The organism is Variovorax sp. MSC1_012 (genome assembly GCF_023667525.1).
In the GTDB taxonomy this organism is placed as follows: domain Bacteria; phylum Pseudomonadota; class Gammaproteobacteria; order Burkholderiales; family Burkholderiaceae_C; genus Variovorax; species Variovorax beijingensis_B.
On sequence record NZ_JAMOZJ020000002.1, the window covers coordinates 150,443 to 173,007 of the forward strand.

The following is a 22,565-nucleotide window of genomic DNA, read 5'->3' on the forward strand; positions in this document are numbered from 1 at the left end:
TGGGCGTCCCTCGGGCCTCGCGCCCTGAGGTCCAGGGTGGGGGTCAAGGCTGGGCATCAGAGTCCGAGCAGCGCAGGAAGCTGGCGGACATCCGTCAAGCGGCTCACGCCGTATTCGGTCGACGTAGGCTCGTGACCCCGGTCGATGAAGGCCTTGGCCATGAAGCCCAGGTCGGAGGCCGTCATCAGGTCATACCGGAAGCTCGACGAGACATGCATCATCTGATCTGGCCCGCAACCGAGCCGGTCGAACATGTGCTCGAAGGCTTGCATGCGCGGCTTGTACGCGCGCGCTTCCTCGGCGGTGTAGACCGCGTGGAAAGGAGCCTTGAGGTGCGCGACGCTGTAAGGGATGAGGTCGGTCATCGAGTTCGACAGGATCACCAGCGGCACGTGCGGCGCGATCACCTCCAGCACCTCGACCACGTTCGGGTGCGGCTGCCAGGTGGGCACGGCTTCGTACAAAGCGACTCCATCCGATGCGAGGCATTCGATGCCGTGTGCCTTGCAGGCACGCTGGATGGAGTTCTCCACCACGTCGAAAAACGGCTTCCACTCGCCAAGCACCTCATCGAGGCGATAGGCTTTGAAACTGTCCAGGAACGCCGCCATCCGGTCGGCCGAGATCCGGTCTTTGAACAGGTCTTTGGCCGTAGGACCCATCTCGAAGTTGATGAGCGTGCCATAGCAGTCGAAGCTGATGAATTTGGGTTTGAAGATCATGGTAGACCTGCTGCGTTGAGGTGAAACAAGTCTAGGTTTGCCTCCCCTGCAGGAGATGCCATATCGCTGTGGATACCGAGCAGTTTCTTGGTCAATCCGAAGGGTGTGCGGCATTTTTGGCGGCGCTGTTCGGGGGTGCAGCGCTTCTTGCCGAAAAAGCTCTTCACGAGCCGGTGGCTTTGCCCATCGATCAGAAAATCGAGTTCGACCTGCGGCGCCGTACCGCCGCCCTCCCCCCAAGGCCGCAGGTCTTCCACGGCCGTGGAGCGGTGGCGCTCGAATAAGGCCGCGCGGATGGCGCGCCAACGTGCTCTTGCCGGCCTCGTTGGGCGCGGCATCGAGCACAAAATGATGTGCGCACATCATCCTTCCAAAAGAACATGGTGTAAGCACCTATGCTGCATTTGAGGTACGTACCTCAAACTTTCGGCCATGGAGTCGAAACCCTCTCTCAAGGTACGCGCCACATTGGAAGACGTGGCCCTGGACGCGCAGGTCAGTCTGGCGACGGCCGATCGGGTGGTAAATCAGCGCCCCGGCGTGCGCGCGGCCACGGTGGCCAAGGTCCATGCGGCCATACGCCGGCTGGGCTACAGGCCGGATCCCGCCGCAGCCCGGCTGGCACGTGCCCATCCGCGGCAGGTGGCGTTTCTGCTGCCGGCTGGCAGCAACCGCTTCGTCGGGTTGTTGAGTGAACAGATCGAGGCCAATGCCGAATGGATGCGCGACCAGCGCATCGAATCGGAGGTCCTGTCGGTCGACGTCTTCAACCCGGCTGAACTGGCCAAGGCGCTGCTCGCGCAGAAGGGCCGCCGCGATGCCGTGGTGGTGATGGCGCTGGACCATCCCGTGGTTCGGTCGGCGATCGACCTGCTGACGCAGGCCGGCACGATCGTCATCACGCTGGTCTCGGATGTACCCTCTTCCATTCGGCAGCACTACGTGGGCATCGACAACACGGCGGCCGGCCGCACAGCGGCCACGCTCATCGGCCGTTTCGTCGGCAAGCGCCCGTCCAAGGTGGCCGTTCTCCTCGGCAGCCTGTCGCTTCGCGACCATGCGGAACGCTACTTCGGCTTCAACCAGGTGATGGCCCAGGAACACCCGCATCTGGTCGTCCTGCAGCCCGTCGAAGGCCAGGACGATCCCGCGCGCAACGAAGCGCTGACGACCCAGCTGCTCCGCGCCCACCCGGACCTGGCCGCGATCTACAGCGCGGGCGCCGGCAACGGCGGCATTTCCGCCGCGCTTCGCGCCGCCGGCCGCGCGCTCGAGACCGTGTTCGTCGGCCACGAGCTCACGCCCGACTCCCGCGCGGACCTGCTGCACGGCACGATGGACGCCGTCATCAACCAGGACGCCGGCCACGAGATTCGCTCCGCACTGCGGCTGGCCCTGGCTCACTGGTCCAAGGGGCCGGTGCTGGCGGATCAGGAGCGCATCCGCATCGACATCTACCTCAAGGACAACCTGCCGTGATCACCTTGGGCCTCGACCTGGGCACATCGGGCATGAAGGCGCTGCTGCTGGACGGCGACGTCACCGTGGCCACTGCCACGGCGCCGCTGACGGTGCAGCGGCCTGCGGCGGGCTGGTCGGAACAGCACCCCGAGCAATGGTGGCAGGCCACCGAGCGCTGCCTTGACCAGCTGGCAGCCGAGCACCCCCGCGTCCTGGCGGCCGTGCGCGGCATCGGCCTCTCGGGCCAGATGCATGGCGCCACGCTGCTCGACGCGAATGACGAGGTGCTTCGTCCGTGCATCTTGTGGAACGACGGCCGCAGCGCCGCGCACTGCGCACAGCTGGAAGCCCCTGGCCTCGAGTTGCGCCGGCTGGCAGGCAATACCGCGATGGCCGGCTTCACGGCACCCAAGCTGCTCTGGGTGCGCGAGCACGAGCCCGAGGTCTTCGCGCGCATCGCCAAGGTGCTGCTGCCCAAGGCCTGGTTGCGATGGAAGTTCACGGGCGAATTCATCGAGGAAATGTCCGACGCCTCGGGCACGCTGTGGCTGGACGTGGCTCGGCGCCGGTGGTCGCCCACGCTGCTGGCCGCCTGCGGGCTCTCGGAAGCCCAGATGCCGGCCCTGGTCGAAGGCACGGACCCGGCCGGCGTCCTGCGCAATGAATGGGTCATGCGCTGGCGCTTTGAACAGGTGCCGGTCGTCGCGGGCGGCGCAGGCGACAACGCCGCTGGCGCCGTGGGCGTGGGTGCTGTCAAGGCCGGCGATGCCTTTGTCTCGCTCGGCACCTCCGGCGTGCTGTGGGCCACGACCGCCAGTTTCGCGCCGGCGGCCGACCAAGGTGTGCATGCCTTCTGCCACGCCGTGCCCGACCTGTGGCACCAGATGGGCGTGCAGCTTTCGGCCGCTGCATCGCTGACGTGGTGGGCGCGGGTGAGCGGCACGACCGAGGCGCAGCTGCTCGCAGAACTGGACGACCGCCACACAGGCCCGTCGTCGTGCTGGTTCGCGCCCTACTTGTGCGGTGATCGCACCCCGCACAACGACGTCGACGTTCGCGGCGGCTTCCTGCATCTCTCGGCCGACACCGAGCGGCCGGCCATGACCCAGGCCGTGCTGGAAGGCGTGACCTATGCCTTCCGCGACGCACGAGACGCGCTCGCCGCATCCGGCACGCAGTTGCACGAAGCCGATCTGCTCGGCGGCGGCGCACGCTCCGCGCAGTGGAGCCAGATATTGGCGGACGTGCTGGGGATGCCTCTGCATCAGGTCGAGGGCGGCGAGCACGGATGTGCGCTCGGTGCCGCCCGGCTGGCTCGCGCGGCGGCGGGCGGCGGCAGCGACTTCGGCAAGCCGCGCCGACTGCGCAGCTTCGAGCCCGACCGTGCCCGCCAACCGCTCTACGACGAAGCGCATCGCCGCTGGCAAGCGCTGTATGGCCTGGCACGCCAGGTGGCGGCGCCACAGGCGCCGGCACTTTTTTCTCCAACGGCCCAGGCCGCTTGATTCCTTCAACCTTTCAGGAAGAACGCCCTTCATGCAGACCCTCGACCCAGCACCCCCGGCGATCGCCAAGCGGGGTTCCTACTTCTCCTTCCAGCAGCCCATCGCATTTCGCGGCGAAGGCTTCCAGCCCACCGCCAACGAGCCCTTCGCCTACCGCTACTACGACAAGAACCGACTGGTGCTGGGCAAGCGCATGGAAGACCAGCTGCGCTTCGCAACCTGCTATTGGCACAGCTTCGTCGGCAATGGCAGCGACCCCTTCGGCGACCCGAGCTTCCTGCGGCCCTGGCACGGCGCCGGCGACCCGATGGCGCAGGCACTGCACAAGGCCGACGTCGCCTTCGACCTGTTCCGCCTGGTCGACTCGCCCTTCTTCACCTTCCACGACCGCGACGTGGCCCCGGAAGGGGCAACGCTGCGCGAATCGAACGACAACCTCGAGCGCATCGTCGGCGTGTTTGAACGCAAGATGGATGAGACCGGCGTGAAACTGCTGTGGGGGACGGCGAATCTCTTCAGCAACCGGCGCTACATGGCTGGTGCCGCCACCAATCCCGATCCGGACGTGTTCGCCTACGCCGCCGCGCAGGTGAAGAGCGTGCTGGAGGCCACGCATCGGCTCAAGGGACACAACTACGTGCTGTGGGGCGGGCGCGAGGGCTACGAGACCCTGCTCAACACCGATCTCAAGCGCGAACTGGCACAGCTCGGGCGCTTCCTGAACCTGGTGGTCGAGCACAAGCACAAAATCGGCTTCACCGGCCAGATCCTGATCGAACCCAAGCCGGCGGAACCGACCAAGCACCAGTACGACTACGACGTGGGCACCGTGTACGGCTTCCTGAAGGCGAACGGACTGGAGAAGGAAATCAAGGTCAACCTGGAGCAGAACCACGCACTGCTGGCCGGACACACCTTCGAGCACGAGATCGCGCTGTCCGCCGCGCTTGGCATCTTCGGCTCGCTGGACATGAATCGCGGCGACGAGATGCTGGGTTGGGACACCGACCAGTTCCCGAACAACCTGCAGCACGTGGCGGGTGCGTTGTACGAAGTGCTCAAGGCCGGCGGCATTGGCCAGGGCGGCCTGAACTTCGACGCGAAGCTGCGCCGCCAGTCGATCGAGCCCGACGACCTGGTGTGGGCCCACGCCACCGCGATGGATCTGTGCGCGCGCGGCCTGCTGGTGGCCGAGAAGATGGTGCAGGACGGCGCGCTGCAACGGCACGTGCAATCCCGCTACCAGGGCTGGGACACGCAGCGCGGGCGCGCCATCCTGCAGGGCGACCATTCGCTGGAGGCACTGGCGCGCGATGTCGAAACCCAAGGCACTGAACCGCAGCCGCGCTCCGGACAGCAGGAGCGGCTGGAGCACCTGGTCAGCGGCTATTTCTGAAACCCGGACCACGAGAGGCAATCACATGGCAAGCAACATCAAGGGACCAGGCATCTATCTCGCGCAGTTCGCAAGCGACACCGCGCCCTTCGATTCCTGGCACGCCATCACGCGCTGGGCCGGCGGTCTTGGCTTCAAGGGCGTGCAGATCCCCTCGTGGGACAAGCGCATCTTCGACCTGGACAAGGCCGCGGAATCGCAAACCTATTGCGACGAGGTGGCAGGCGTGGCACGGGAGAACGGTGTCGAGATCACCGAACTGGGCACCCATCTGCAGGGACAGCTGGTGGCGGTGCACCCCGCCTACGACGAGGCTTTCGACGGCTTTGCCCCCGAGGCGGTGCGGCGCAACCCGAAGGCGCGACAGGCCTGGGCGGTGCAGCAGATGGTGCTGTCGGCCAAGGCGTCGCGCCGGCTGAACCTCAAGAGCAACGTGAGCTTTCCGGGCGCACTGGCCTGGCCCTACCTGTACCCGTGGCCGCAGCGCCCCGCCGGCCTGATCGAGGCCGCGTTCGACGAACTCGCCAAGCGCTGGAAGCCGATCTTCGATGCGTTCGAGGACGCCGACTGCAACGTCTGCTTCGAGTTGCACCCGGGCGAGGACCTGTTCGATGGCACGACTTTCGAGATGTTCCTGGATCGCGTGAACCAGCACCCGCGCTGCTGCATCAACTACGACCCCTCGCATTTCCTGCTGCAGCAGCTGGACTATCTCGCGTTCATCGACATCTACCACTCGCGCATCAAAGCGCTGCACGTCAAGGATGCCGAGTTCCGTCCCACCGGGCGCCAGGGCGTGTACTCGGGCTACCAGCCCTGGGTCGACCGCGCGGGACGCTTTCGCTCGCTGGGCGACGGCCAGGTGGACTTTGGCGCCATCTTCTCCAAGATGGCCCAGTACGACTACGACAGCTGGGCCGTGCTGGAGTGGGAGTGCTGCCTCAAGCACCCCGAAGCCGGGGCAGCCGAAGGTGCGGAGTTCATCCGCCGCCACATCATCCGCGTGACGGAAAAGGCCTTCGACGATTTCGCCGGTGCAGCCACCGACCCGCAACAGCTGCAGCGCATGCTCGGCCTGCTGGAAAGAGCGCCATGACCATCGAAGGCGCTTCCGACGCAAGCTTCGCCGCGCGCGGCCGGCGCATCCGCCTGGGCATGGTGGGTGGCGGCGAAGGCGCGTTCATCGGCGCTGTTCACCGCATCGCCGCGCGCCTGGACGACCACTACGAACTGGTGGCCGGCGCGCTCTCTTCCACCCCGGAAAAGGCCTTGCGTTCGGCGCATGCGCTGGGCCTGGCCCGCGCCTACCCCGACTACCGTGCCATGGCGCGCGAGGAAGCCGCACGCGGCGCCGACGGCATCGAGGCCGTGGCCATCGTCACGCCCAACGACCAGCATGCATCGGCCGCCGAGGTTTTTCTCGAAGCCGGCATCCATGTGATCTGCGACAAGCCCGTGACCAACACGCTGGCGCAGGCCCAGCGGCTGCGCGAGCTGGCGCGCGCGCGCGGGCTCGTGCTGGCCGTGACCTACAACTACAGCGGCTACCCGATGGTGCGCCACGCGCGCCGCCTGGTGCGCGAGGGCGCCCTGGGCGAGATCCGCGTGGTACAGGTCGAGTACGCACAGGACTGGCTGACCGAATCGCTCGAGGCCACGGGGCAGAAGCAGGCCGCCTGGCGCACCGACCCGGCGCGTGCCGGCGCGGGAGGCTGCATCGGCGATATCGGGACCCACGCCTATCACCTGGCGAGCTTCGTCAGCGGCCTGCAGGCGCAGTCGCTGTGCGCCGAGTTGAGCACCTTCGTGACGGGCCGCGCGCTGGATGACAACGTGCAGGTGATGCTTCGCTTTGCGGGCGGCGCGCGCGGCATGCTGTGGGCCAGCCAGGTCGCACCGGGCAACGAGAACGGCCTTCGGCTGCGAATCTACGGCAGCCGGGGCGGCATCGAGTGGTGCCAGGAACACCCCAACCAATTGCTCTGGTCACCCTACGGGCAGCCGTCGCAGACCGTCTCGCGCGGCACCGCCGCGGCCAACGCCGATGCGGCGCGCGTGACGCGGCTGCCTTCCGGCCATCCCGAGGGCTACCTGGAAGGATTCGCCACCGTCTACGCCGAGATCGCGCAGGCCCTGCGCGCTGCGCGCGATGGCTCGGTGCTGCCGCCCGACATCGTGTTCCCCACCATCGAAGACGGTGCGCACGGCATGGCGTTCATCGAGGCGGCGGTGCACTCGTCTTCCCGGGGCGGCGCGTGGGTAGAGGTGACGGCATGAAGCGCCTCGCGGCGGACGCAGGGAGGGTGCGCCCGTGAGCCTGCGCGTGCGCTTCAACGAGGTGGTCAAGGACTTCGGCCCGGTGCGCGTGCTGCACGGCGTGAGCTTCGAGCTCGAACCCGGTCGCATGGTCGGGCTTCTGGGCGAGAACGGCGCGGGCAAATCCACGCTGATGAAGATCCTCTCGGGTTACGAGTCCCCGAGCGCAGGCAGCCTGGAGATCGACGGCGCGGTGCGGCACTTCGCCAGTTCGCGCGAGGCCGAGGACGCAGGCATCGTGCTGATTCACCAGGAGTTCAACCTGGCCGATGACCTGACGGTCGCTCAGAACATCTTCCTGGGCCGCGAGCTGCGCCGGGGCCTGTTGCTCGACGAGAGCCGCATGCGGCGTGCCGCACGCGAGGTGCTGCAGGAGGTGGGACTGCACGTCGACCCCGATACCCGCACGGGCGACCTGATCGTGGCCGAAAAGCAGCTGGTGGAAATCGCCAAGGCCTTGTCGCGCCAAGCGCGCCTGCTCGTGATGGACGAGCCCACCGCCACGCTGACGCCATCGGAGACGCAGCGCCTGTTCGCGCTGATTGGGCGACTGCGCGCTCAGGGCGTGACCGTGGTCTACATCTCGCACAAGCTCGACGAGGTGGAGCGCATGACCGACGAGATCGTCGTCATGCGCGACGGCCGCTTCGTCATGCGCGGGCAGACGGCGCAGCACACGAGGCACCAGATGGCCAACCTCATGGTGGGCCGCGAGCTGTCGGACATGTTTCCGCCCCGCCTCGCACCGCCGCTCGCCGCCCCCCTGTTGTCGGTACGCGGGCTGTCGCTGCCGGGCTGGGTGCGCGATGTCAGCTTCGACGTGCGCCCGGGCGAGATCCTCGGCTTCGCGGGGCTGGTCGGCGCCGGTCGCACCGAGCTCTTCGAATCCTTGTTGGGGCTGCGCAAGCGCGCCGGCGGCGAGGTGCAGCTCGGCGGGCGCGTGGTGGCCTTCCGCGATCCGCGCGAGGCAGCGCGCGAAGGCCTGACCTACCTCAGCGAAGACCGCAAGGGCTGCGGCCTGCACATCCACATGTCGCTCCAGGAAAACCTGACGCTGATGAACCTGGAGCGCCATGCCAGGCCGTGGCTCGATCCGCGTTCCGAACGCCGCGCGCTCGAGCGGGCCGTGTCCGATTTCGGTATCCGCACCGGCACGCTCGATGCAACGGCAGGTGCGCTCTCCGGCGGCAACCAGCAGAAGCTGGCCATGGCCAAGGTTCTGCAGCCCGGCCCGCGTGTCGTGGTGCTGGATGAACCCACGCGCGGCGTCGACGTGGGCGCCAAGCGCGACATCTATTTTCTGATCCAGCGCCTGGCGGCCGAGGGCCGCGCCGTGGTCGTCATCTCGTCGGAGCTGATGGAACTGATCGGCTTGTGCCATCGCGTCGCCGTGATGCGCGCGGGCGCCCTGCAGGCCACGCTGGACGCCGACCACCTGACCGAAGAGGAGCTTATCGCCCATGCCACCGGCACTCACTGATTCCGTGCAGACTGCTGCCGGTCTCCCCGACCCCACCGCGCCAGCGTCTGCACGGCAAGCCGCCAGGCAATTGCGCGTACGTCTGCGCGACGCGGGTCCTGTCATCGGCCTGGTGTTGCTGTGCATCGCCGGCGGCTTGCTCAACCCGGACTTCGCGACCTGGGACAACGCGATGAACGTGCTCACGCGCACCGCCTTCATCGGCATCATCGCGGTGGGCATGTGCTTCGTCATCACCTCGGGGGGAATCGACCTGTCCGTGGGCTCGATGGCCGCCCTCATCGCCGGTTCGGTGATCATGGTGATGAACTGGGTCGCGCCGCTTGCCGGCAGCCCGGGGACCGCGGTGCTGGCCGGCATGGCGGTCGCATTGACGCTGGGCGCCGCGTTCGGGCTGGTGCATGGGCTGCTCATCACCAAGGGGCGCATCGAGCCCTTCATCGTGACCCTGGGCACGCTGGGCATCTTCCGTGCGTATCTCACCTATTTCTCCAACGGCGGCGCGCTCACGCTGGACAACACGCTGGCCGATGCCTACGGCCCGGTCTACTACGGGGCCTGGCTGGGCGTGCCGATCCCGATCTGGGTGTTCGCGGCGGTGGCACTGGCCGGGATGCTGCTGCTCAACCGCACCAGCTATGGCCGCTACGTGCAGGCCATCGGCTCGAACGAGCAGGTGGCGCGCTACGCGGCGGTCGCGGTGAACCGCATCAAGATCTGCACCTATGTGCTGCTGGGCATCTGCGTGGGCGTCGCCACCCTGCTCTACGTGCCGCGTCTGGGCTCGGCATCGCCCTCCACCGGGCTGCTCTGGGAGCTCGAGGCCATTGCCGCCGTGATCGTCGGCGGTACCGCACTCAAGGGCGGGCACGGCCGCATCGTGGGCACCGTGGTCGGCGCGGTGCTGCTGTCGGTCATCGGCAACATCCTCAACCTCACCAGCATCATCAGCGTCTACCTGAACGCAGCGGTGCAGGGCTTCGTGATCATCGTCGTGGCCTTCCTGCAACGAGGGCGACGATGAACTTCCGGCCGCGCAGCCCGTCGGGCCAGCGAGCCATTCCCGCCTCGAAGATCCATGAAAGAAGGAGACATCCATGAACAGAAGAATTTTCTCTTCCATCGTACTGGCCGCATGCGCGATGGCTGGTGGCGCACCGGCGTTCGCCGACACCAAGCTGGTGATGGGCGTGTCGGTCCCCGCGGCAACGCATGGCTGGACCGGCGGCGTGGTGTACTGGGCCAATCGCACCAAGTCCGAACTGGAAAAGCAGTACCCCGGCGCCAAGGTGATCGTGAAGACCGCAGGTTCCGCCACGGAGCAGGCCAACCAGGTGCAGGATCTCCAGACGGTCAACAAGATCGACACGCTGGTGATTCTTCCCTTTGAGTCGGCACCGCTGACCAAGCCGGTGGCCCAGGTGAAGAACAAGGGCGTGTTCGTGACGGTGGTCGATCGGGGCTTGACCGACCCGAGTGCGCAGAGCGCCTACGTCGCGGGTGACAACCCCGGATTCGGCAAGGTCGCCGCCGAGTACATGGCCAAGACCTTGGGAGGCGCAGGCAATCTCGTGATCTTGCGCGGCATTCCCACGGTCATCGACAACCAGCGCGTCGATGCGTTCAACGAAGTGATGAAGGCCTACCCGAACATCAAGGTGCTCGACGCCAAGCACGGCAACTGGAACCGGGACGACGCCTTCAAGGTCATGCAGGACTACCTCACGCGCTTCAAGCAGATCGATGCGGTCTGGGCCTCCGACGACGACATGGCCGTGGGCGTGCAGAAGGCCATCGCCCAGGCCAAGCGCAGCGACGTGAAGCTCGTCGTGGGCGGGGCAGGCTCCAAGGACTACATCAAGAAGGTCATGGATGGCGATCCCATCGTCAGCGCCGATGTGACCTATGCGCCGAGCATGATCGCGGATGCCATGAAGGCCACGGCCGAGGCCCGCATCAAGGGGAGCGCAATGCCCGCCACGACGATCATTCCCTCGGTGCTGGTCACCAAAGAGAACGCCTCCAAATACTACTTTCCGGATTCGCCTTTCTGAGAGCTGCTGACACAACCGCTCGTCGCCGAGCGCATCCGCGGAACGGAAGAAGGCCTGGACCGGCTCGGGTCGGAAATAGCTCGGCTCTAGACGATCAGTACCGCCTTCAGTGATGCAATCTGGTGCAGCGCTGGAGAAGCGCGTAGCATGCGACCGGCTTTGCGGGCTCGCGTTCTCCAACGCTTCTTCCATCGTTTTCATGGAGTGAGTCGTGGCACAAGAAAAAATCGATTCGATAGTGAATAGTTCGGTACTACGCCGCAGGCTTCTTCGCGGCGTGGGGGCCGGGGTAGGCGCCTCCATCGTCCTGCCGCGATGGGCTCACGCGCAGGCCGCCTCCGGCGGGCCGGCTGCGCCGCCGAGCACCATCACCCAGCCTCCGCGCGACTTCAGCCCGCGCGGGGCTCCTACCACCTACTTCACCGATCCCGACGTGCTCACCGTCGATCCGGCGTTCGATGGCCTGCGCCAGCCCAATGCGCCGATCCAGCGGCTGTGGACCGGCGCGCTGTGGTCCGAAGGACCGGCATGGAATTCGGTCGGCCGTTTTCTGGTCTGGAGCGACATCCCGAACAACCGCCAACTGCGATGGAGCGAGGACGACGGCCACGTCAGCGTGTTCCGCGCGCCTTCCAACAACAGCAACGGCAACTCCTTCGACTACCAGGGAAGGCAGCTGTCCTGCGAGCATCTGACGCGGCGCGTGGTGCGCTACGAGCTCGACGGCTCGGTGACCGTCCTCGCCTCGAGCTTCAACGGCAAGCGGCTCAACTCGCCCAACGACATCGTCCCGCATCCCGATGGCAGCTACTGGTTCACCGATCCGCCCTACGGCGCCCAGCTCTACGAGGGCACGGTCGATGCCGCGGGCGGGCCCGCGAACAAGGCCGGCCGGCTCAATCCGAAGCTCGGGCAGCCGCCCGAGATCGGTTCGTACAAGCGCGAACTGCCGACCGCGGTCTACCGCCTCGACAAGAGCGGAACGCTCACGCAGGTCGCCGGCGAAGACCTGGTGCCGGACCCGAACGGCCTGTGCTTCTCGCCCGACTTCAAGAAGCTCTATGTCGTCAGCACCGGGCAGGGACCGGGCGACACCATCGCCGGCGGCAAGGGCGACATGTACGTGTTCGACGTCGGCTCGGACAACAAGCTCCACAACGGCAAGCTCTTCAGCAACTTCATGGTCGATGGCGTGAAGTGCGGCCCCGATGGCGTGCGCGCCGACGTCGACGGCAACCTGTGGTGCTCCAGCAATGCGGGCCGCAGCGTGGGCTACAGCGGCGTCACGATATGGACGCCGCAAGGCCGGCTGATCGGGCGCATCCGGCTGCCGGAGGTCTGCGGCAACGTCTGCTTCGGCGGCCCCAAGCGCAACCGCCTGTTCATGGCGGCCAGCCAGTCGCTGTATGCCGTCTACACGGCGACCCAGGGCGCGGCGCCGGCGTAAGGCGGGGCTGCGCTGCGTTCCAGCGCCAGATCAAGCGTCGAAGCGCACGATGAGCTGCGTTCCCGTATAGGTCGGCGTGACCTTGAAGCCCGGCGCGTTGATGGCCGAGAACCGACCGGTCAGGGCACCGCTGCTGATGACCGTGAGCGTGTCGCCCGCGCCGGGCGCAAAACCGGGCTTGAAGCTCAAATTGAGCGTTCCGTCGAGGGCAGCCACGCCGGCCACGTTCAGGCGGCCGGCACCGCCGCCGCCGCCCAGGTTCAGTTGCAGCACCGTGCCCGCCAACTGCGTGTAGGCGCCCGCCATCATGACTGTCGAAGCTGCGTTGCAGACCAGCGTGCCGCCGCCGACGTAGACATTGCCCTTGCCGAACGCATCTGCGGTATCCGCCTGCAGCGTGCCCTCCGCGAGCTGCGTGCCGCCCGCATAGCTGTTGCTGCCACCGAGCGCGAGCGTGCCGCTGCCCTTCTTGGTGAGCTTGCCGGCGCCTGAGATGTTGTTGCGCCAGCTGTCCTGCGCATGGAAGCCGCCGAGGCTGGCATCCATGGTCACGACCACGTCGCCGTTGAAGACGCCGTAGCCGTCGGCCGCGTCGAACAGGTTGAGCCGGCCCCAGCCTTCGGGGTCGTCCATCACCGGGTAGCCCGAAGCCACTGCGGTGGTCTTGAGCACCACGCGGCGCTGCGCGGCGTCGAGGTACGGCAGGCGCGTTTCGAGAAGCACTTCGGCGCCCTTGGGCACCACGGCAGGCTTGGTGATATCGGCCACCGGCTTGAAGCCGAAGGTCAGGCGGCGCAGGTAGTCGGCCTTGCTCGCGGCATGGTCGGCGAAGCGGTCGGCCGCGGCATCCTGCGAATGGGCAAAGCTGTTGAACGCGGCGGCATCGCTCGCCCCCACGGCCGCCATCAGCACCGACTGCGCCTGCTCATACGCCGCGCTCTTGCGCGCGACGTTGGCCCCGGTGGCCAGGCTCGCGGCCGCCGCGGCCTGACCCTGCACGCGCCCGCCGATCACATCCAGCGGCGAATGCATGCCCGACAGGATGCGGTTCTCGCCGAGCTCGAGGCCCCGTGCCACCATCTCCTGGAACCGCTGCGGCACGACGTAGCCGAACGCAATCGCCTTGCGTACGGCCTCGGCCGTGTGGCCGCTCACGAAGCCGCCGTCGGTGGTGGGCGTGCCGCTCTTGGCGGGCTCCAGCGCAGGCACCACCTTCACGCTGCTGCTCCAGCGCCATGGGCGCGCGTACTTGAAATAGCGCTTGGCGGGCTCGGTGGAGGCGTTCTCGCCGATGTTGTTGAGCAGGTCCACCACGGTGCCGAAGGTGGGGTTGGCGGCACCGGCCACGCCGATGTCCTTGCCGGTGTCGTTGTAGAGCACGGTGGTGGCGTCGGCGGCGATGCCATTGATGGTGGTGCTCTGCTGCGTGGCGGCGCGCCAGGCGCTGGTGAGCGGACCCATGCCGTCGCTGATGCTGTAGCCCTTGCCGCGGCGGTCGTCCAGGTAGGCGGCCAGCTCCTGCGCACTGGTGCGCGCATTGGTGGCGTCGATGACGTACTGGACGTTGCTGCCCAGCACTGCGGCGTTGAGGATCTTGCCATCGCTGGCGTCGCCCGGAATGCCGCTCCACGTCGAAGGAACGATGGCCGGGAAGCTGCCCTGCGCAGGCGCCGAGACGCCCGCGTCGACCAGCAGCGTGCTGGGTTGCCAGAAGTCGAGAAAGCCGGCCAGCACGCGCACGCCGGCATTGGTTTCCTTCGTTGCATAGCGTGCATCGCCGCGCTGGTTGGTCGCGGCGTTGTCGACGAAGGGCGGCACGGCAACTTGATCGGGCACCGGTGCGGTGTCCGTGAATCCCAGGTCTTTCGGCGGACCGGCGACGGCAACGGCGGGCGGGTTCGTGGTGGCCGGCGGCGTGCCGACGATGGGAAACGAGGCGCCGCCGTCGCTGCCACCGCCGCATGCCGAGAGGCAGAGTGCCGCGACCAGGGTGATGGCAAAGGGTCGGCTGAAAGACGAGAGGGACGGCATGGCGAGATGAATGAAGATTTGAAAACGCAAGCGGACCGCGCAATCTATCCACCCAACAAGTCATTTCTATTAATAATCATCTGGCGCGGCCTGCCCTGGCTTGAGTGATCCAGGTCGACACGCGCCGGTACCCGATCACGATGCCCGTCACGCTGACCAGCAATCCCCCGAGGCTGAGGACGATCAGCACGGCCTCTCGCAAGGCCGCCGCACGCAGCATGGCCGGCAGGTCCCAGCTGTGCAGGAAACTGAAAAGCCATCGGCCCGCGCGCTGCGATCTGTCCGCACTCAGCGCCACGTCTCCCGTTCGGGCGTCCAGGTACACCCAGCTGTCGTGAGGATCGCCGAAGCGAAGCCGCACCACCGGCAGACGGCGCTGTGCGGCGCCCATCATCGCCTCGGGCTGTCTCTCGTAGTAGTACGCGTCGTAGCTGTCGAGTTCCTCCTGCACCAGGATGGGCGCAGCAAGCAGCCGCCTCGCCGCACGCAGGAGATCCGCCTGGGGCCATCGGTCGAGCACGCGATACCGGCCCTCCTTCTGCACGACCAGGCGAGTGTCGTTGGCGGCATTGCGTGCAAGAACGAACGGACGCCCGTCGAGCAGCCGCCATTCGAGTTCGCTTGCATCAAAGCGCGCGGCTTGCAGGAGCGTGAGGATTCGAGCCACGGGAATATCCAGGCGCGTTGCCTCGGGGGTGCCTCCGCGGTACTGCGCCATGTCAGGACGGGGCCCCCTGGCGTCGAAGATACCTGCCGGGTTCATCGACATCAGGCCGCTGAAGATCCATGCGAAGACGATCGACGCGAAGGCCAGCCCCAGCACGTGGTGCCAACGCAGATGGAACTCGCGGTAAGGAGAACGGGAGCCCGACTTGTAGCGGCCACTGAAGCGCCAACGCCAGATGCCGGTCACCGTCCCCGTGACCGATGTGAGGAGGCACACGGCGGACAGCACGATCACGATCCAGCTCCAGCCTGGGTCGATAGACCGGTCGCGGAACATGTAGACCCAATGCAGCCACGCGCCGACATGGTTCCACATCCGCTGCGCGCGCGGTGCATCCATCACCACCTGGCCAGTGGTGGAAGAGACGTACAGCAGCGTGTGCGCCGCGTCACCCATCTGCACGACGTGCAGCGGGCGGTGTGCATCGAGGCCGCGCGAGTGCGTCCATCGATCCTCCTGGACGAGGCCCAGGTATTGGCCGTCGGTCCCGGCGACAAAGAGCCTCGCCGCGCCCAGTGCCGAACGGGCATCGACCGGCGGCAGCGGCCTCCCTTCGGCGGCGTCGACGAGCAGGTATTCGCCCGCGGCCGCGCGGACGCGGTAAGCCGGCCGTCCACCCACGCTGGTCAGGACGACCTCCTGCGCGCGTCCGCTTGCGCCGCTCGCGGACAACGCCACGCCGACCGGCACGCAGCACCGGGCGGGATCGAGCGCGGGCAGTGCCCGCATCCGCTCCCACGGCGTGAGCTTCGGGTAGCCCACGAACAGCATCACCACGCCGCTCACGAACCACAGTGCCATCAGCACGCATGCCCCCATGCCCGTCCAGCGGTGGACGAGGTAGGTCAGGCGTTTCATACGCTTGCCCAGCGACATCTTGAGGCTCCTGCGCTCAGAACCGGTGATGGGCGCTCAGCTCAACCCGGCGCCCCTCTCCGACGAACCATTGCGTGCTGGTGTAGTACGCGGTCGTGTAGTAGCGCTTGTTGAAGACATTGAAGCCGCGAAGCGTCACCGTGGTGTCGGGCGTGAGCTGCCACCGGAGCGCCAGGTCTGTCGTGGTGTAGGCGGGCAACGTCAGGGTGTTGGCACTGTCCGCATAGCGCTTGCCCACATAGCGCAGCCCCGAACTCAGCGTCCATTTCGGCAGGAAGTTCCAGCTCACCCACACATTCGCGAGCCGCTCAGGCACATCGGTCGGCACATTCCCCGCGCGGGGAACGGCAACGCCCCGCACCGTTTCGGAGAACTCGTCATACCGCGCGCGCAGCACGGCCGCGTTGGCATCCAGCTGCCAGCCGGAAGCGAAGGCCATCGCCACGTTGGCTTCGAGGCCGCGCGACGAGCGCTGGCCGACCTGGATGCTCTGCGCCGGGTTGTTCGGGTCCCGCGTGACCAGGTTGTTCTTGGTGATGTGGTAGGTGGCCAGGCTCCATTCACCGCGCTGGTCCCAGAAGGTCTGCTTCACGCCGACCTCGGCCTGCTTGCCCGTGGAGAGATCGAACTTGCTGTTGACCGGCGACAGCATGAGCAGCCCGCTCACCGGGTCCGCGGCCTTGGCAAACTGCGCGTAAAGGGCAAGGTTCGGAACGATCTCGAACACGGTCCCGATGCGCCACCCGGTGTGGGAGAAGGACTTGTCGAACGCCGCCGTGCCGCCCGCCAGGTCCCGGTGCGATATGCGCGCGTGGTCGTGGCGCAGGCCCGCGACCAGCGACCATCGATCGCTCAATTCGAGCCGATCCTCCGCGAACACCGCCGACTGCCTGGCCTCGTTGCGGTAGCGAGGGATGAAGGGCACACCGCTGATGAAGTAGCCAGGCATCGGGTTCAGCGGGTCGACGGACGGGGACGAGCCGACGTAGGTATTGTTCGTGTGCGTGAATGAGCTCGAGTTGATGTCGAACCCCACCGACGCCTGGTTCCTCAGCCCGAACAGAGTGCCTTTGAACGTCGCATCGGTCGTGTTCCCCGTCTGCGACTGGTCATGCCGGATCTGCGTGTTGCCGGAGCGGTCGATCAGCCCTGTTTGCGGGTTGTAGGCATAGGACTCCGCGTTGCGCCAGTAGCGCTGGCTGTCGATGCGGTACAGGCGGCTTCGCACCGTGGTGTCCGCGCTCGGCGTCCATTGCGCCGCCAGTTCGGTCCAGCGGTCCCGGTACTGGATGGTGCTGTCGCCGACGTTGTAGTTCTTCTCGCGCAGCACCGGGAGTTGCTGCCCGCTGATCAGCGGCGTTCCGAAGTAACGCATCGGGTTCTGCCTGCCCTGGGCATGGCTGAGCCGGAGGCTGAACTCGGGAGAGACGTCGAGTTGAACCGCCCCCGAGAACGTCCGGTTGCGCGAATCGCCCCTGTCCACCCAGCCGTCGGAGCGGTCGCCGCTGACATCGAGGCGGTACGACAGCCTGTCGTTGAGGGCCCCGCCGCTGCCGAAGCCCAGTCTTTGCGTGTTGTCGGTTCCGATGGTGGCCAGCACCTCGTTCTCGATCGGCCCGCGACGTGGCTTCTTGGGAATCACGTTGATCACGCCGCCGATGGCGCCGTCGCCGTGGATGACCGATGCAGGCCCACGAAAAACCTCGATGCGATCGATCGACCAGGTGTCGAACGGAAAGGTCACGCCAACGCCGCCGTACTGGCGCGTGCCGTCGTACAGCCGCATCACGGAAGTGGCGTCGGTGAATCCGCGTGCCGCGAGGGAGGAGCCGCCGTTGCCGGGGTGGGCCAGGCTGCTGATGCCCGTGGAGCGGGTGACGGCGTCGACGATGCTTGCATCGCCGCGCTTGTCGAGCTGCTCGCGCGTGATGGTGCTCACGCTTGCTGGCGTCTGGAACGAGGTGATATCGAGGTTGGATCCGGTGGCAACCGGTGCATGGAGGCCGGAGTCGCGCGTGGCCATGATCGATACGGAGGGAAGCATGGCTTGTTCGTCGGCGGCACGAGCCGGCGTTGCCAGCCAGGGGAACGCCGCGCCCAGCGCGAGCCACGGAATGGTCTTCTTCATGGATGCTCTCTGCGGCACCCGAACGGGCGCCGGCTTGTCTGCGGAAAAGAACGAAGCGGCGCTCGCCGCGATGGTCGAAGGACCGTGCAGGCGCTACGCGCTTCGGAATCGAAAGCGGGTCAGCAGAGAGCGGGAGGGCCGCGCGCGGGCAACGGCGCGGCGGTGGCTGCAGCGAGACGCGCGGCCGGAATCGACTGGACCGCGTGGCCCAGCGGCAAGATGCCAGGGAGATCGATCGCCTGCGCAACAGGCGGTGGTGCGCCGTTGGGCACGCACATCGGGCAATCCAGCTGGCTGGCGCCGAGCTCGCGCGCGCCATCGTCGGTCTGGACAACCACCTTGATCGCACCGGCAGCCGAACACACGAGTTCCATCGCCTGCGGATGGATCACGGGCGATGCGATCGCCACGCCCAGCGACAGGACGAACCAGGCCAGCACGAGGCGCGCGAGGTTGCGGGTGTGGCGCAGGGCAGTCATGCCGCGGATTATCAGCCAGGAGCGGACAGGCGAAGTCCGCCTCTTGCGCGTGCGGCAGAATCCCGAAACCAACGGGAGATGCCATGAATCCGAAGAAGATCTTCGACGCGGCGCGCAATGCCGATGTCGACACGGTGCGCGCATGCATCGAGGCCGGCGCCGACCTGGCCGCCCTGAACAAGCAGGGCTTCACCGCGCTGCAATGTGCCGCAATGGGCGCCGACGAGTGCGAGGTCGAAGCGAACCTCGCGGTGCTGCAACTGCTGCTCGACGCTGGCAGTCCGCTCGAATACGCGGGCGCCGACGGCCGCACCGCGCTGTACCTTGCCGCCGAATTCGCGCCGGGCACGGAGGCAGTGCAACTGCTCATCGACGCCGGCGCCAACGCCGACGTGAGCGACAGCCACGGCAACCACGTCACGGAGAACGCGATGATGGAAGAGGTGGCCGAGCTGCTGGCACGCGTCAGCGGCCACGCCGCCCCCGCGCCGCCGCCGCCTGAACCCGAGCCGGTGAAGATGAGCGCCGCACAGTGGCGCGCCGCCGAAGCGCGCATTGCCGAGGTGTTCGCCGCGCTGACGCAGGCCGGCCTGGTCGCGTTGCAGGATGCGGGAGAAACGCAGTCCGACGGTTTCTCCGATTGTTCGGACGCGTTCCGCGAGCGCGGCGGTAGCAAGGCCGGCGTGCATGGCTTCTGCTTCTACACGCGGCAGGACCTGAACCGCGCCAAGCGCACCAGCCAGCTCTCGCTCGCGTTCTGGGGTGCGCCGGAGGGCGGCGATGCCGACATGCAGCGCGTCGGTGAACTCGTCGTCGGCCAGTTCCGCGGCGCAGGCTTCGAGGTGCGCTGGAACGGCGCCGCATCGATGCGGCCCGAAGTCGACCTGCGGTCGTAGCGGGCCTCGGGGCCGGATGCCGCCCCTTTAGCCCCTTTACTTTGCCGCGACGCTCTCGGGCATTGCCGACGAGTGATGGTGCGCAATCAGCCACTGGCCGTTGAGCCATTCGTACACATAGGTGTAGCGGGCGTGCACCGCCTTGCCGTCCTTGAACTTGAAGGTGTAGGTGCCGACGTCCTGCGCGACATTGCAGCCGACCCGGATCGTGCGCGAGTCGATCTTGCCTTGCGGCGCACCCTTGAGGAACTTGACGAAGTAGTCGCGGATTTCTGCCGGACTGGTGCGCGGCTGGTTCGACACCGTGGCCAGCAGCACGCCGTCCGGGGCGTAGTTGGCCACCACCTTGTCGGGATCCAGCGTGGCGAGGGAGGCATTCCAGCGATCGAACAGTGCCGCAATCTGGCGTTCGTCGGCCGGAGCGCAACTTGCGCTCGAGGCGGTCTGCGCGGACACGGAGGTCGACATGCAGAGCGCCAGCACGGCGGCGGCGGGAAGAAGCTTGGAAAAACGCGGGATCATCGAAGAGTCCATTCATGCAAGTGGTTAAACACAGGACTCATTGTTCGAGGGGCGAATGAACATCCATCGCGGCGGCGATGAACCTGCGCCGAACAAGAGATGAATGCTGGATGAACGGCCTGGCTAGCCCGCCGTCTCGCTGATGCGATATCCAAGGCCGCGCACGGTCTGCAGCAGCTGTACCGCGTGGTCGTCGTCGATCTTCATGCGAAGACGGCGCACATAGACATCCACGATATTGGTGAGCGGATCCTCGTGCGTGCCCCAGACATTGGCCAGGATGCGTTCGCGGCTGTATACCCGCCCAGGCGCGCTCATGAGCAGCTCGAGAAAGGCCAGTTCCTTGGCGGTCAAGGTGATCGGCTGCCCGGCGCGCTCCACGCGCATGCGTTCGCGATCCAGCACCAGGTCGCCCACCTGCAAGGTCGTGACCCGCGGCCTGAGGTCCCGGCCGCGGCGCAGCAGCGCCTCGATGCGCGCGAGCAACTCCTCGAAGTCGAATGGCTTGGTCAGGTAGTCATCGGCGCCGAGGCGCAGGCCGTTCACCTTGTCTTCGGTCGTGCTCATGGCGGTCAGCATCAGCACCGGAGTCTGGCCGCCCTCGGCGCGGAAGGTCTGGCACAGCTCCAGGCCGTTGATGCCCGGCAGCATCAGGTCCAGGATCAGAAGCGCGAGGTCTCCCCGGCGCGCCAGCTCCAGGCCCTGCGGACCGGTGCGGGCATGCTGCACCGCGAAGCCTTCCGCCTTCAGCCCGCGGACCAGAAAATCGGCGACACGGGGATCGTCTTCGACAATCAGGATGCTTCTGTTCATGGCTGCAGGACGCTGGCCTCAAGCTCGTGGATCGGCAGGCGTGCAAGAACGACACGCACCTCAGTCCCTTCCTCGGGCCGGCTCTGGATCTCGATGTGCCCGCGATGGGCCTTGACGATGGCCTGCGCGATGGAAAGGCCGATGCCGCTGCCATCCGCCCGGTGGGCGCGTGCCCGGTGGCCGCGGACGAAACGCTCGAAGACCCGGGGCAACTCGTCCTCGTCGATGCCGATGCCGTGGTCGCGGACCACGATGGCGACTTCGCCTCCGGCAAGGCTGCAGCCCAGATGCACCTTGCCGTTCGGGCGGGAATAGCGGATGGCGTTGTCCAGCACGATCATCACCGCCTGGCGCAGCCGGTCGCCGTCTGCGCGAACCATGACCGTTTCCGCCACGGGCTCGCAGGTCAGCACGGCCCCATGCAGCGCCGCCAGGGCCTCACCCTGTTCCGCGACCTCGCTCAGCAGCATTGAGAGATCCAAAGGAGACGGCTGGATCACCAGTTGGTCGGCTTCGGCCCGCGCGATCAGAAGCAGATCGCCAATCACCTTGGTCAACTGCTGAACGGTGCCGACAATGCGCTTCAGGGCGTGGCGGTACTCCTCGGGTAGCTTGTCGCCGCCGCGAAGCGTGATCTCCGCCTCCCCGCGAATCGCAGTGGCCGGTGTCCGCAGTTCATGGCTGAGGTCGACGAAGAGTTGCCGCCGCCGATGATCCAGAAGCTGGAGCGTGTCGTGGGCCGACTGCAATTCCTGAGTCCGGTCGCGAACCGCATCTTCCAGGCGCCGGCGGGCTTCGTCGGCCTGCTGGCGATGCTGCTGCAGTTCCGCCGCCATCTGGTTGAAATGGCGCGCCACCACTTCGAACTCGTCGCCCGATGCAAGTTCGATGCGGTGTTCCAGCGAACCGGACTGCAGGGCCCGCGTGCCTTGCAGCAGCAGCTCCAAGGGGCGCTTGAGGCGCCCGCGCAGATGCAGCGCCCACAGCATCGCTGCGACAAGGGTGATGATCGCCATGGCAATCGCCTGCTGCCGCAGCCGGTCCAGGCCCCGCTCGGTCGCGGCACGGGCAATGGGAACCGCCTTGCGCTGCCCTTCGATCGCACCGTTGAGCAGCTCGCGAAGGTCCCGGCCCTGGGTCATGTCGAAGACCTGCGCCACCTGCCGCCAGACATTCGGGAATTCCGCGCCGGGCGACAGCGGCTGCAGGTCCTGCAGTTGCGCCTGCACCTCGAGGATGTTGCCGTCCAGCAGCTTGCTGATCTCGACCAGCTGAAAGACCTCTTGCGGCACGGCGATGTCCTCCCGCGAGGACACCTTCCGCCACGAGTCCAGGTGCAGGCGGGACATTGCGTCCAGCCGCCCGGCACCGGTCCGCATCCGCTCGAGCAGCTGATCCCGCACCGCCGAGGTTGCCTCTGCATTCATGAGGCGCTGCGAGGCCCACACGCGCAGTCTCTGCTTGTTGGCTGAAATCTCGAGGAGTTCGGAAAGAATGTCGCTCGTCAGCCGGCTGTGCGCGGCGTACTCGTTGACGCGATTGGAGCCCCAGTAGACAAAGGCGGTCTGGCAGCACACCAGCGCAACAAGAACCGCAAAGGCAAACGACAACCGTAGACGAAACATTGCGGCGAAGTCTACAGGCCTCGGATTGCCGCCTGGTTCCATTCTGACGAGCTGAGCTTCAGGCAGCTCCTGACCTGGTGCTCGCGC

At 66.8% G+C, this 22,565-nt stretch carries 19 protein-coding genes; 10 read left to right on the forward strand and 9 right to left on the reverse strand.

The features are described 5' to 3' along the window. Positions 1-56 precede the first annotated feature (56 nt). Positions 57-722, reverse strand: a complete 666-nt coding sequence (locus L1081_RS26190; RefSeq protein ID WP_489417555.1) for a haloacid dehalogenase type II — start codon at positions 720-722, stop codon at positions 57-59. Then, positions 719-979 carry a hypothetical protein gene (locus L1081_RS26195; RefSeq protein ID WP_489417556.1) on the reverse strand — a complete coding sequence of 87 codons (261 nt, stop codon included), beginning with the start codon at positions 977-979 and terminating at the stop codon, positions 719-721. Before L1081_RS26195 ends, L1081_RS26190 begins: the two co-directional genes overlap by 4 nt. 175 nt (positions 980-1,154) lie before the next feature. Here L1081_RS26195 and L1081_RS26200 point away from each other — a divergent pair, with 175 nt between their 5' ends. From L1081_RS26200 to L1081_RS26240, 9 genes are all read left to right on the forward strand, one after another. Next, the gene (locus L1081_RS26200) at positions 1,155-2,201 is read left to right on the forward strand and encodes a substrate-binding domain-containing protein (RefSeq protein WP_489417557.1); all 1,047 of its coding nucleotides are present in this window, start codon (positions 1,155-1,157) and stop codon (positions 2,199-2,201) included. Next, positions 2,201-3,688, forward strand: a complete 1,488-nt coding sequence (gene xylB, locus L1081_RS26205) for a xylulokinase (protein WP_489417986.1) — start codon at positions 2,201-2,203, stop codon at positions 3,686-3,688. The genes L1081_RS26200 and xylB overlap by 1 nt, the downstream gene beginning before the upstream one ends. Before the next feature lie 31 nt (positions 3,689-3,719). Continuing rightward, a complete protein-coding gene (xylA, locus tag L1081_RS26210; protein ID WP_489417558.1) occupies positions 3,720-5,084 on the forward strand; it encodes a xylose isomerase in 1,365 nt (454 codons plus the stop codon). A gap of 25 nt (positions 5,085-5,109) precedes the next feature. Next, complete coding sequence (locus tag L1081_RS26215; RefSeq protein ID WP_489417559.1) at positions 5,110-6,180, forward strand: TIM barrel protein; 1,071 nt, start codon at positions 5,110-5,112, stop codon at positions 6,178-6,180. Continuing rightward, positions 6,177-7,361 carry a Gfo/Idh/MocA family protein gene (locus L1081_RS26220; protein ID WP_489417560.1) on the forward strand — a complete coding sequence of 395 codons (1,185 nt, stop codon included), beginning with the start codon at positions 6,177-6,179 and terminating at the stop codon, positions 7,359-7,361. Before L1081_RS26215 ends, L1081_RS26220 begins: the two co-directional genes overlap by 4 nt. 34 nt (positions 7,362-7,395) lie before the next feature. Further along, on the forward strand, positions 7,396-8,880 hold the full coding sequence (locus L1081_RS26225; RefSeq protein ID WP_489417561.1) for an ATP-binding cassette domain-containing protein: 1,485 nt from the start codon (positions 7,396-7,398) through the stop codon (positions 8,878-8,880). Further along, the gene (locus L1081_RS26230) at positions 8,861-9,904 is read left to right on the forward strand and encodes an ABC transporter permease subunit (protein WP_489417562.1); all 1,044 of its coding nucleotides are present in this window, start codon (positions 8,861-8,863) and stop codon (positions 9,902-9,904) included. Before L1081_RS26225 ends, L1081_RS26230 begins: the two co-directional genes overlap by 20 nt. A 73-nt stretch (positions 9,905-9,977) precedes the next feature. After that, positions 9,978-10,934 carry a substrate-binding domain-containing protein gene (locus L1081_RS26235; RefSeq protein WP_489417563.1) on the forward strand — a complete coding sequence of 319 codons (957 nt, stop codon included), beginning with the start codon at positions 9,978-9,980 and terminating at the stop codon, positions 10,932-10,934. 301 nt (positions 10,935-11,235) lie between these two features. Next, complete coding sequence (locus L1081_RS26240; protein WP_489417987.1) at positions 11,236-12,381, forward strand: SMP-30/gluconolactonase/LRE family protein; 1,146 nt, start codon at positions 11,236-11,238, stop codon at positions 12,379-12,381. Positions 12,382-12,411: 30 nt separating this feature from the next. On the opposite strand, the gene L1081_RS26245 is transcribed toward L1081_RS26240, so the two are convergent. The 4 genes from L1081_RS26245 to L1081_RS26260 form a co-directional block, all read right to left on the reverse strand. Further along, positions 12,412-14,412 carry a phosphatase PAP2 family protein gene (locus L1081_RS26245; protein WP_489417564.1) on the reverse strand — a complete coding sequence of 667 codons (2,001 nt, stop codon included), beginning with the start codon at positions 14,410-14,412 and terminating at the stop codon, positions 12,412-12,414. Between the two features lie 76 nt (positions 14,413-14,488). Further along, positions 14,489-16,015 (reverse strand): PepSY domain-containing protein, encoded by a 1,527-nt coding sequence (locus tag L1081_RS26250; RefSeq protein WP_489417565.1) that lies wholly within the window; start codon positions 16,013-16,015, stop codon positions 14,489-14,491. A 16-nt stretch (positions 16,016-16,031) separates the two neighbouring features. After that, entirely contained in the window at positions 16,032-18,143 is a 2,112-nt protein-coding gene (locus tag L1081_RS26255) for a TonB-dependent siderophore receptor (protein WP_489417566.1), read from the reverse strand. 119 nt (positions 18,144-18,262) lie between these two features. Then, a complete protein-coding gene (locus L1081_RS26260; protein ID WP_489417567.1) occupies positions 18,263-18,622 on the reverse strand; it encodes a hypothetical protein in 360 nt (119 codons plus the stop codon). A gap of 83 nt (positions 18,623-18,705) precedes the next feature. Between L1081_RS26260 and L1081_RS26265 the strand changes: the two genes are divergently transcribed. Next, positions 18,706-19,518 (forward strand): DUF6891 domain-containing protein, encoded by an 813-nt coding sequence (locus tag L1081_RS26265; RefSeq protein ID WP_489417568.1) that lies wholly within the window; start codon positions 18,706-18,708, stop codon positions 19,516-19,518. Positions 19,519-19,554: 36 nt separating this feature from the next. On the opposite strand, the gene L1081_RS26270 is transcribed toward L1081_RS26265, so the two are convergent. The 3 genes from L1081_RS26270 to L1081_RS26280 form a co-directional block, all read right to left on the reverse strand. Further along, positions 19,555-20,040 carry an SgcJ/EcaC family oxidoreductase gene (locus tag L1081_RS26270; protein WP_489417569.1) on the reverse strand — a complete coding sequence of 162 codons (486 nt, stop codon included), beginning with the start codon at positions 20,038-20,040 and terminating at the stop codon, positions 19,555-19,557. Positions 20,041-20,163: 123 nt separating this feature from the next. Further along, positions 20,164-20,853: a response regulator gene (locus L1081_RS26275; protein ID WP_489417570.1), complete on the reverse strand. Its 690-nt coding sequence runs from the start codon at positions 20,851-20,853 to the stop codon at positions 20,164-20,166. Further along, positions 20,850-22,478: an ATP-binding protein gene (locus L1081_RS26280; protein WP_489417571.1), complete on the reverse strand. Its 1,629-nt coding sequence runs from the start codon at positions 22,476-22,478 to the stop codon at positions 20,850-20,852. The genes L1081_RS26275 and L1081_RS26280 overlap by 4 nt, the downstream gene beginning before the upstream one ends. Positions 22,479-22,565 lie beyond the last annotated feature (87 nt).

Bases quoted from the DNA above. Each gene is read 5' to 3' on its own strand.
- L1081_RS26190 (WP_489417555.1), bottom strand. From the start codon at position 722: ATGATCTTCAAACCCAAATTCATCAGCTTCGACTGCTATGGCACGCTC.
- L1081_RS26200 (WP_489417557.1), top strand. From the start codon at position 1,155: ATGGAGTCGAAACCCTCTCTCAAGGTACGCGCCACATTGGAAGACGTG.
- xylA (WP_489417558.1), top strand. From the start codon at position 3,720: ATGCAGACCCTCGACCCAGCACCCCCGGCGATCGCCAAGCGGGGTTCC.
- L1081_RS26215 (WP_489417559.1), top strand. From the start codon at position 5,110: ATGGCAAGCAACATCAAGGGACCAGGCATCTATCTCGCGCAGTTCGCA.
- L1081_RS26220 (WP_489417560.1), top strand. From the start codon at position 6,177: ATGACCATCGAAGGCGCTTCCGACGCAAGCTTCGCCGCGCGCGGCCGG.
- L1081_RS26230 (WP_489417562.1), top strand. From the start codon at position 8,861: ATGCCACCGGCACTCACTGATTCCGTGCAGACTGCTGCCGGTCTCCCC.
- L1081_RS26235 (WP_489417563.1), top strand. From the start codon at position 9,978: ATGAACAGAAGAATTTTCTCTTCCATCGTACTGGCCGCATGCGCGATG.
- L1081_RS26245 (WP_489417564.1), bottom strand. From the start codon at position 14,412: ATGCCGTCCCTCTCGTCTTTCAGCCGACCCTTTGCCATCACCCTGGTC.
- L1081_RS26250 (WP_489417565.1), bottom strand. From the start codon at position 16,015: ATGTCGCTGGGCAAGCGTATGAAACGCCTGACCTACCTCGTCCACCGC.
- L1081_RS26255 (WP_489417566.1), bottom strand. From the start codon at position 18,143: ATGAAGAAGACCATTCCGTGGCTCGCGCTGGGCGCGGCGTTCCCCTGG.
- L1081_RS26260 (WP_489417567.1), bottom strand. From the start codon at position 18,622: ATGACTGCCCTGCGCCACACCCGCAACCTCGCGCGCCTCGTGCTGGCC.
- L1081_RS26265 (WP_489417568.1), top strand. From the start codon at position 18,706: ATGAATCCGAAGAAGATCTTCGACGCGGCGCGCAATGCCGATGTCGAC.
- L1081_RS26270 (WP_489417569.1), bottom strand. From the start codon at position 20,040: ATGATCCCGCGTTTTTCCAAGCTTCTTCCCGCCGCCGCCGTGCTGGCG.
- L1081_RS26275 (WP_489417570.1), bottom strand. From the start codon at position 20,853: ATGAACAGAAGCATCCTGATTGTCGAAGACGATCCCCGTGTCGCCGAT.
- L1081_RS26280 (WP_489417571.1), bottom strand. From the start codon at position 22,478: ATGTTTCGTCTACGGTTGTCGTTTGCCTTTGCGGTTCTTGTTGCGCTG.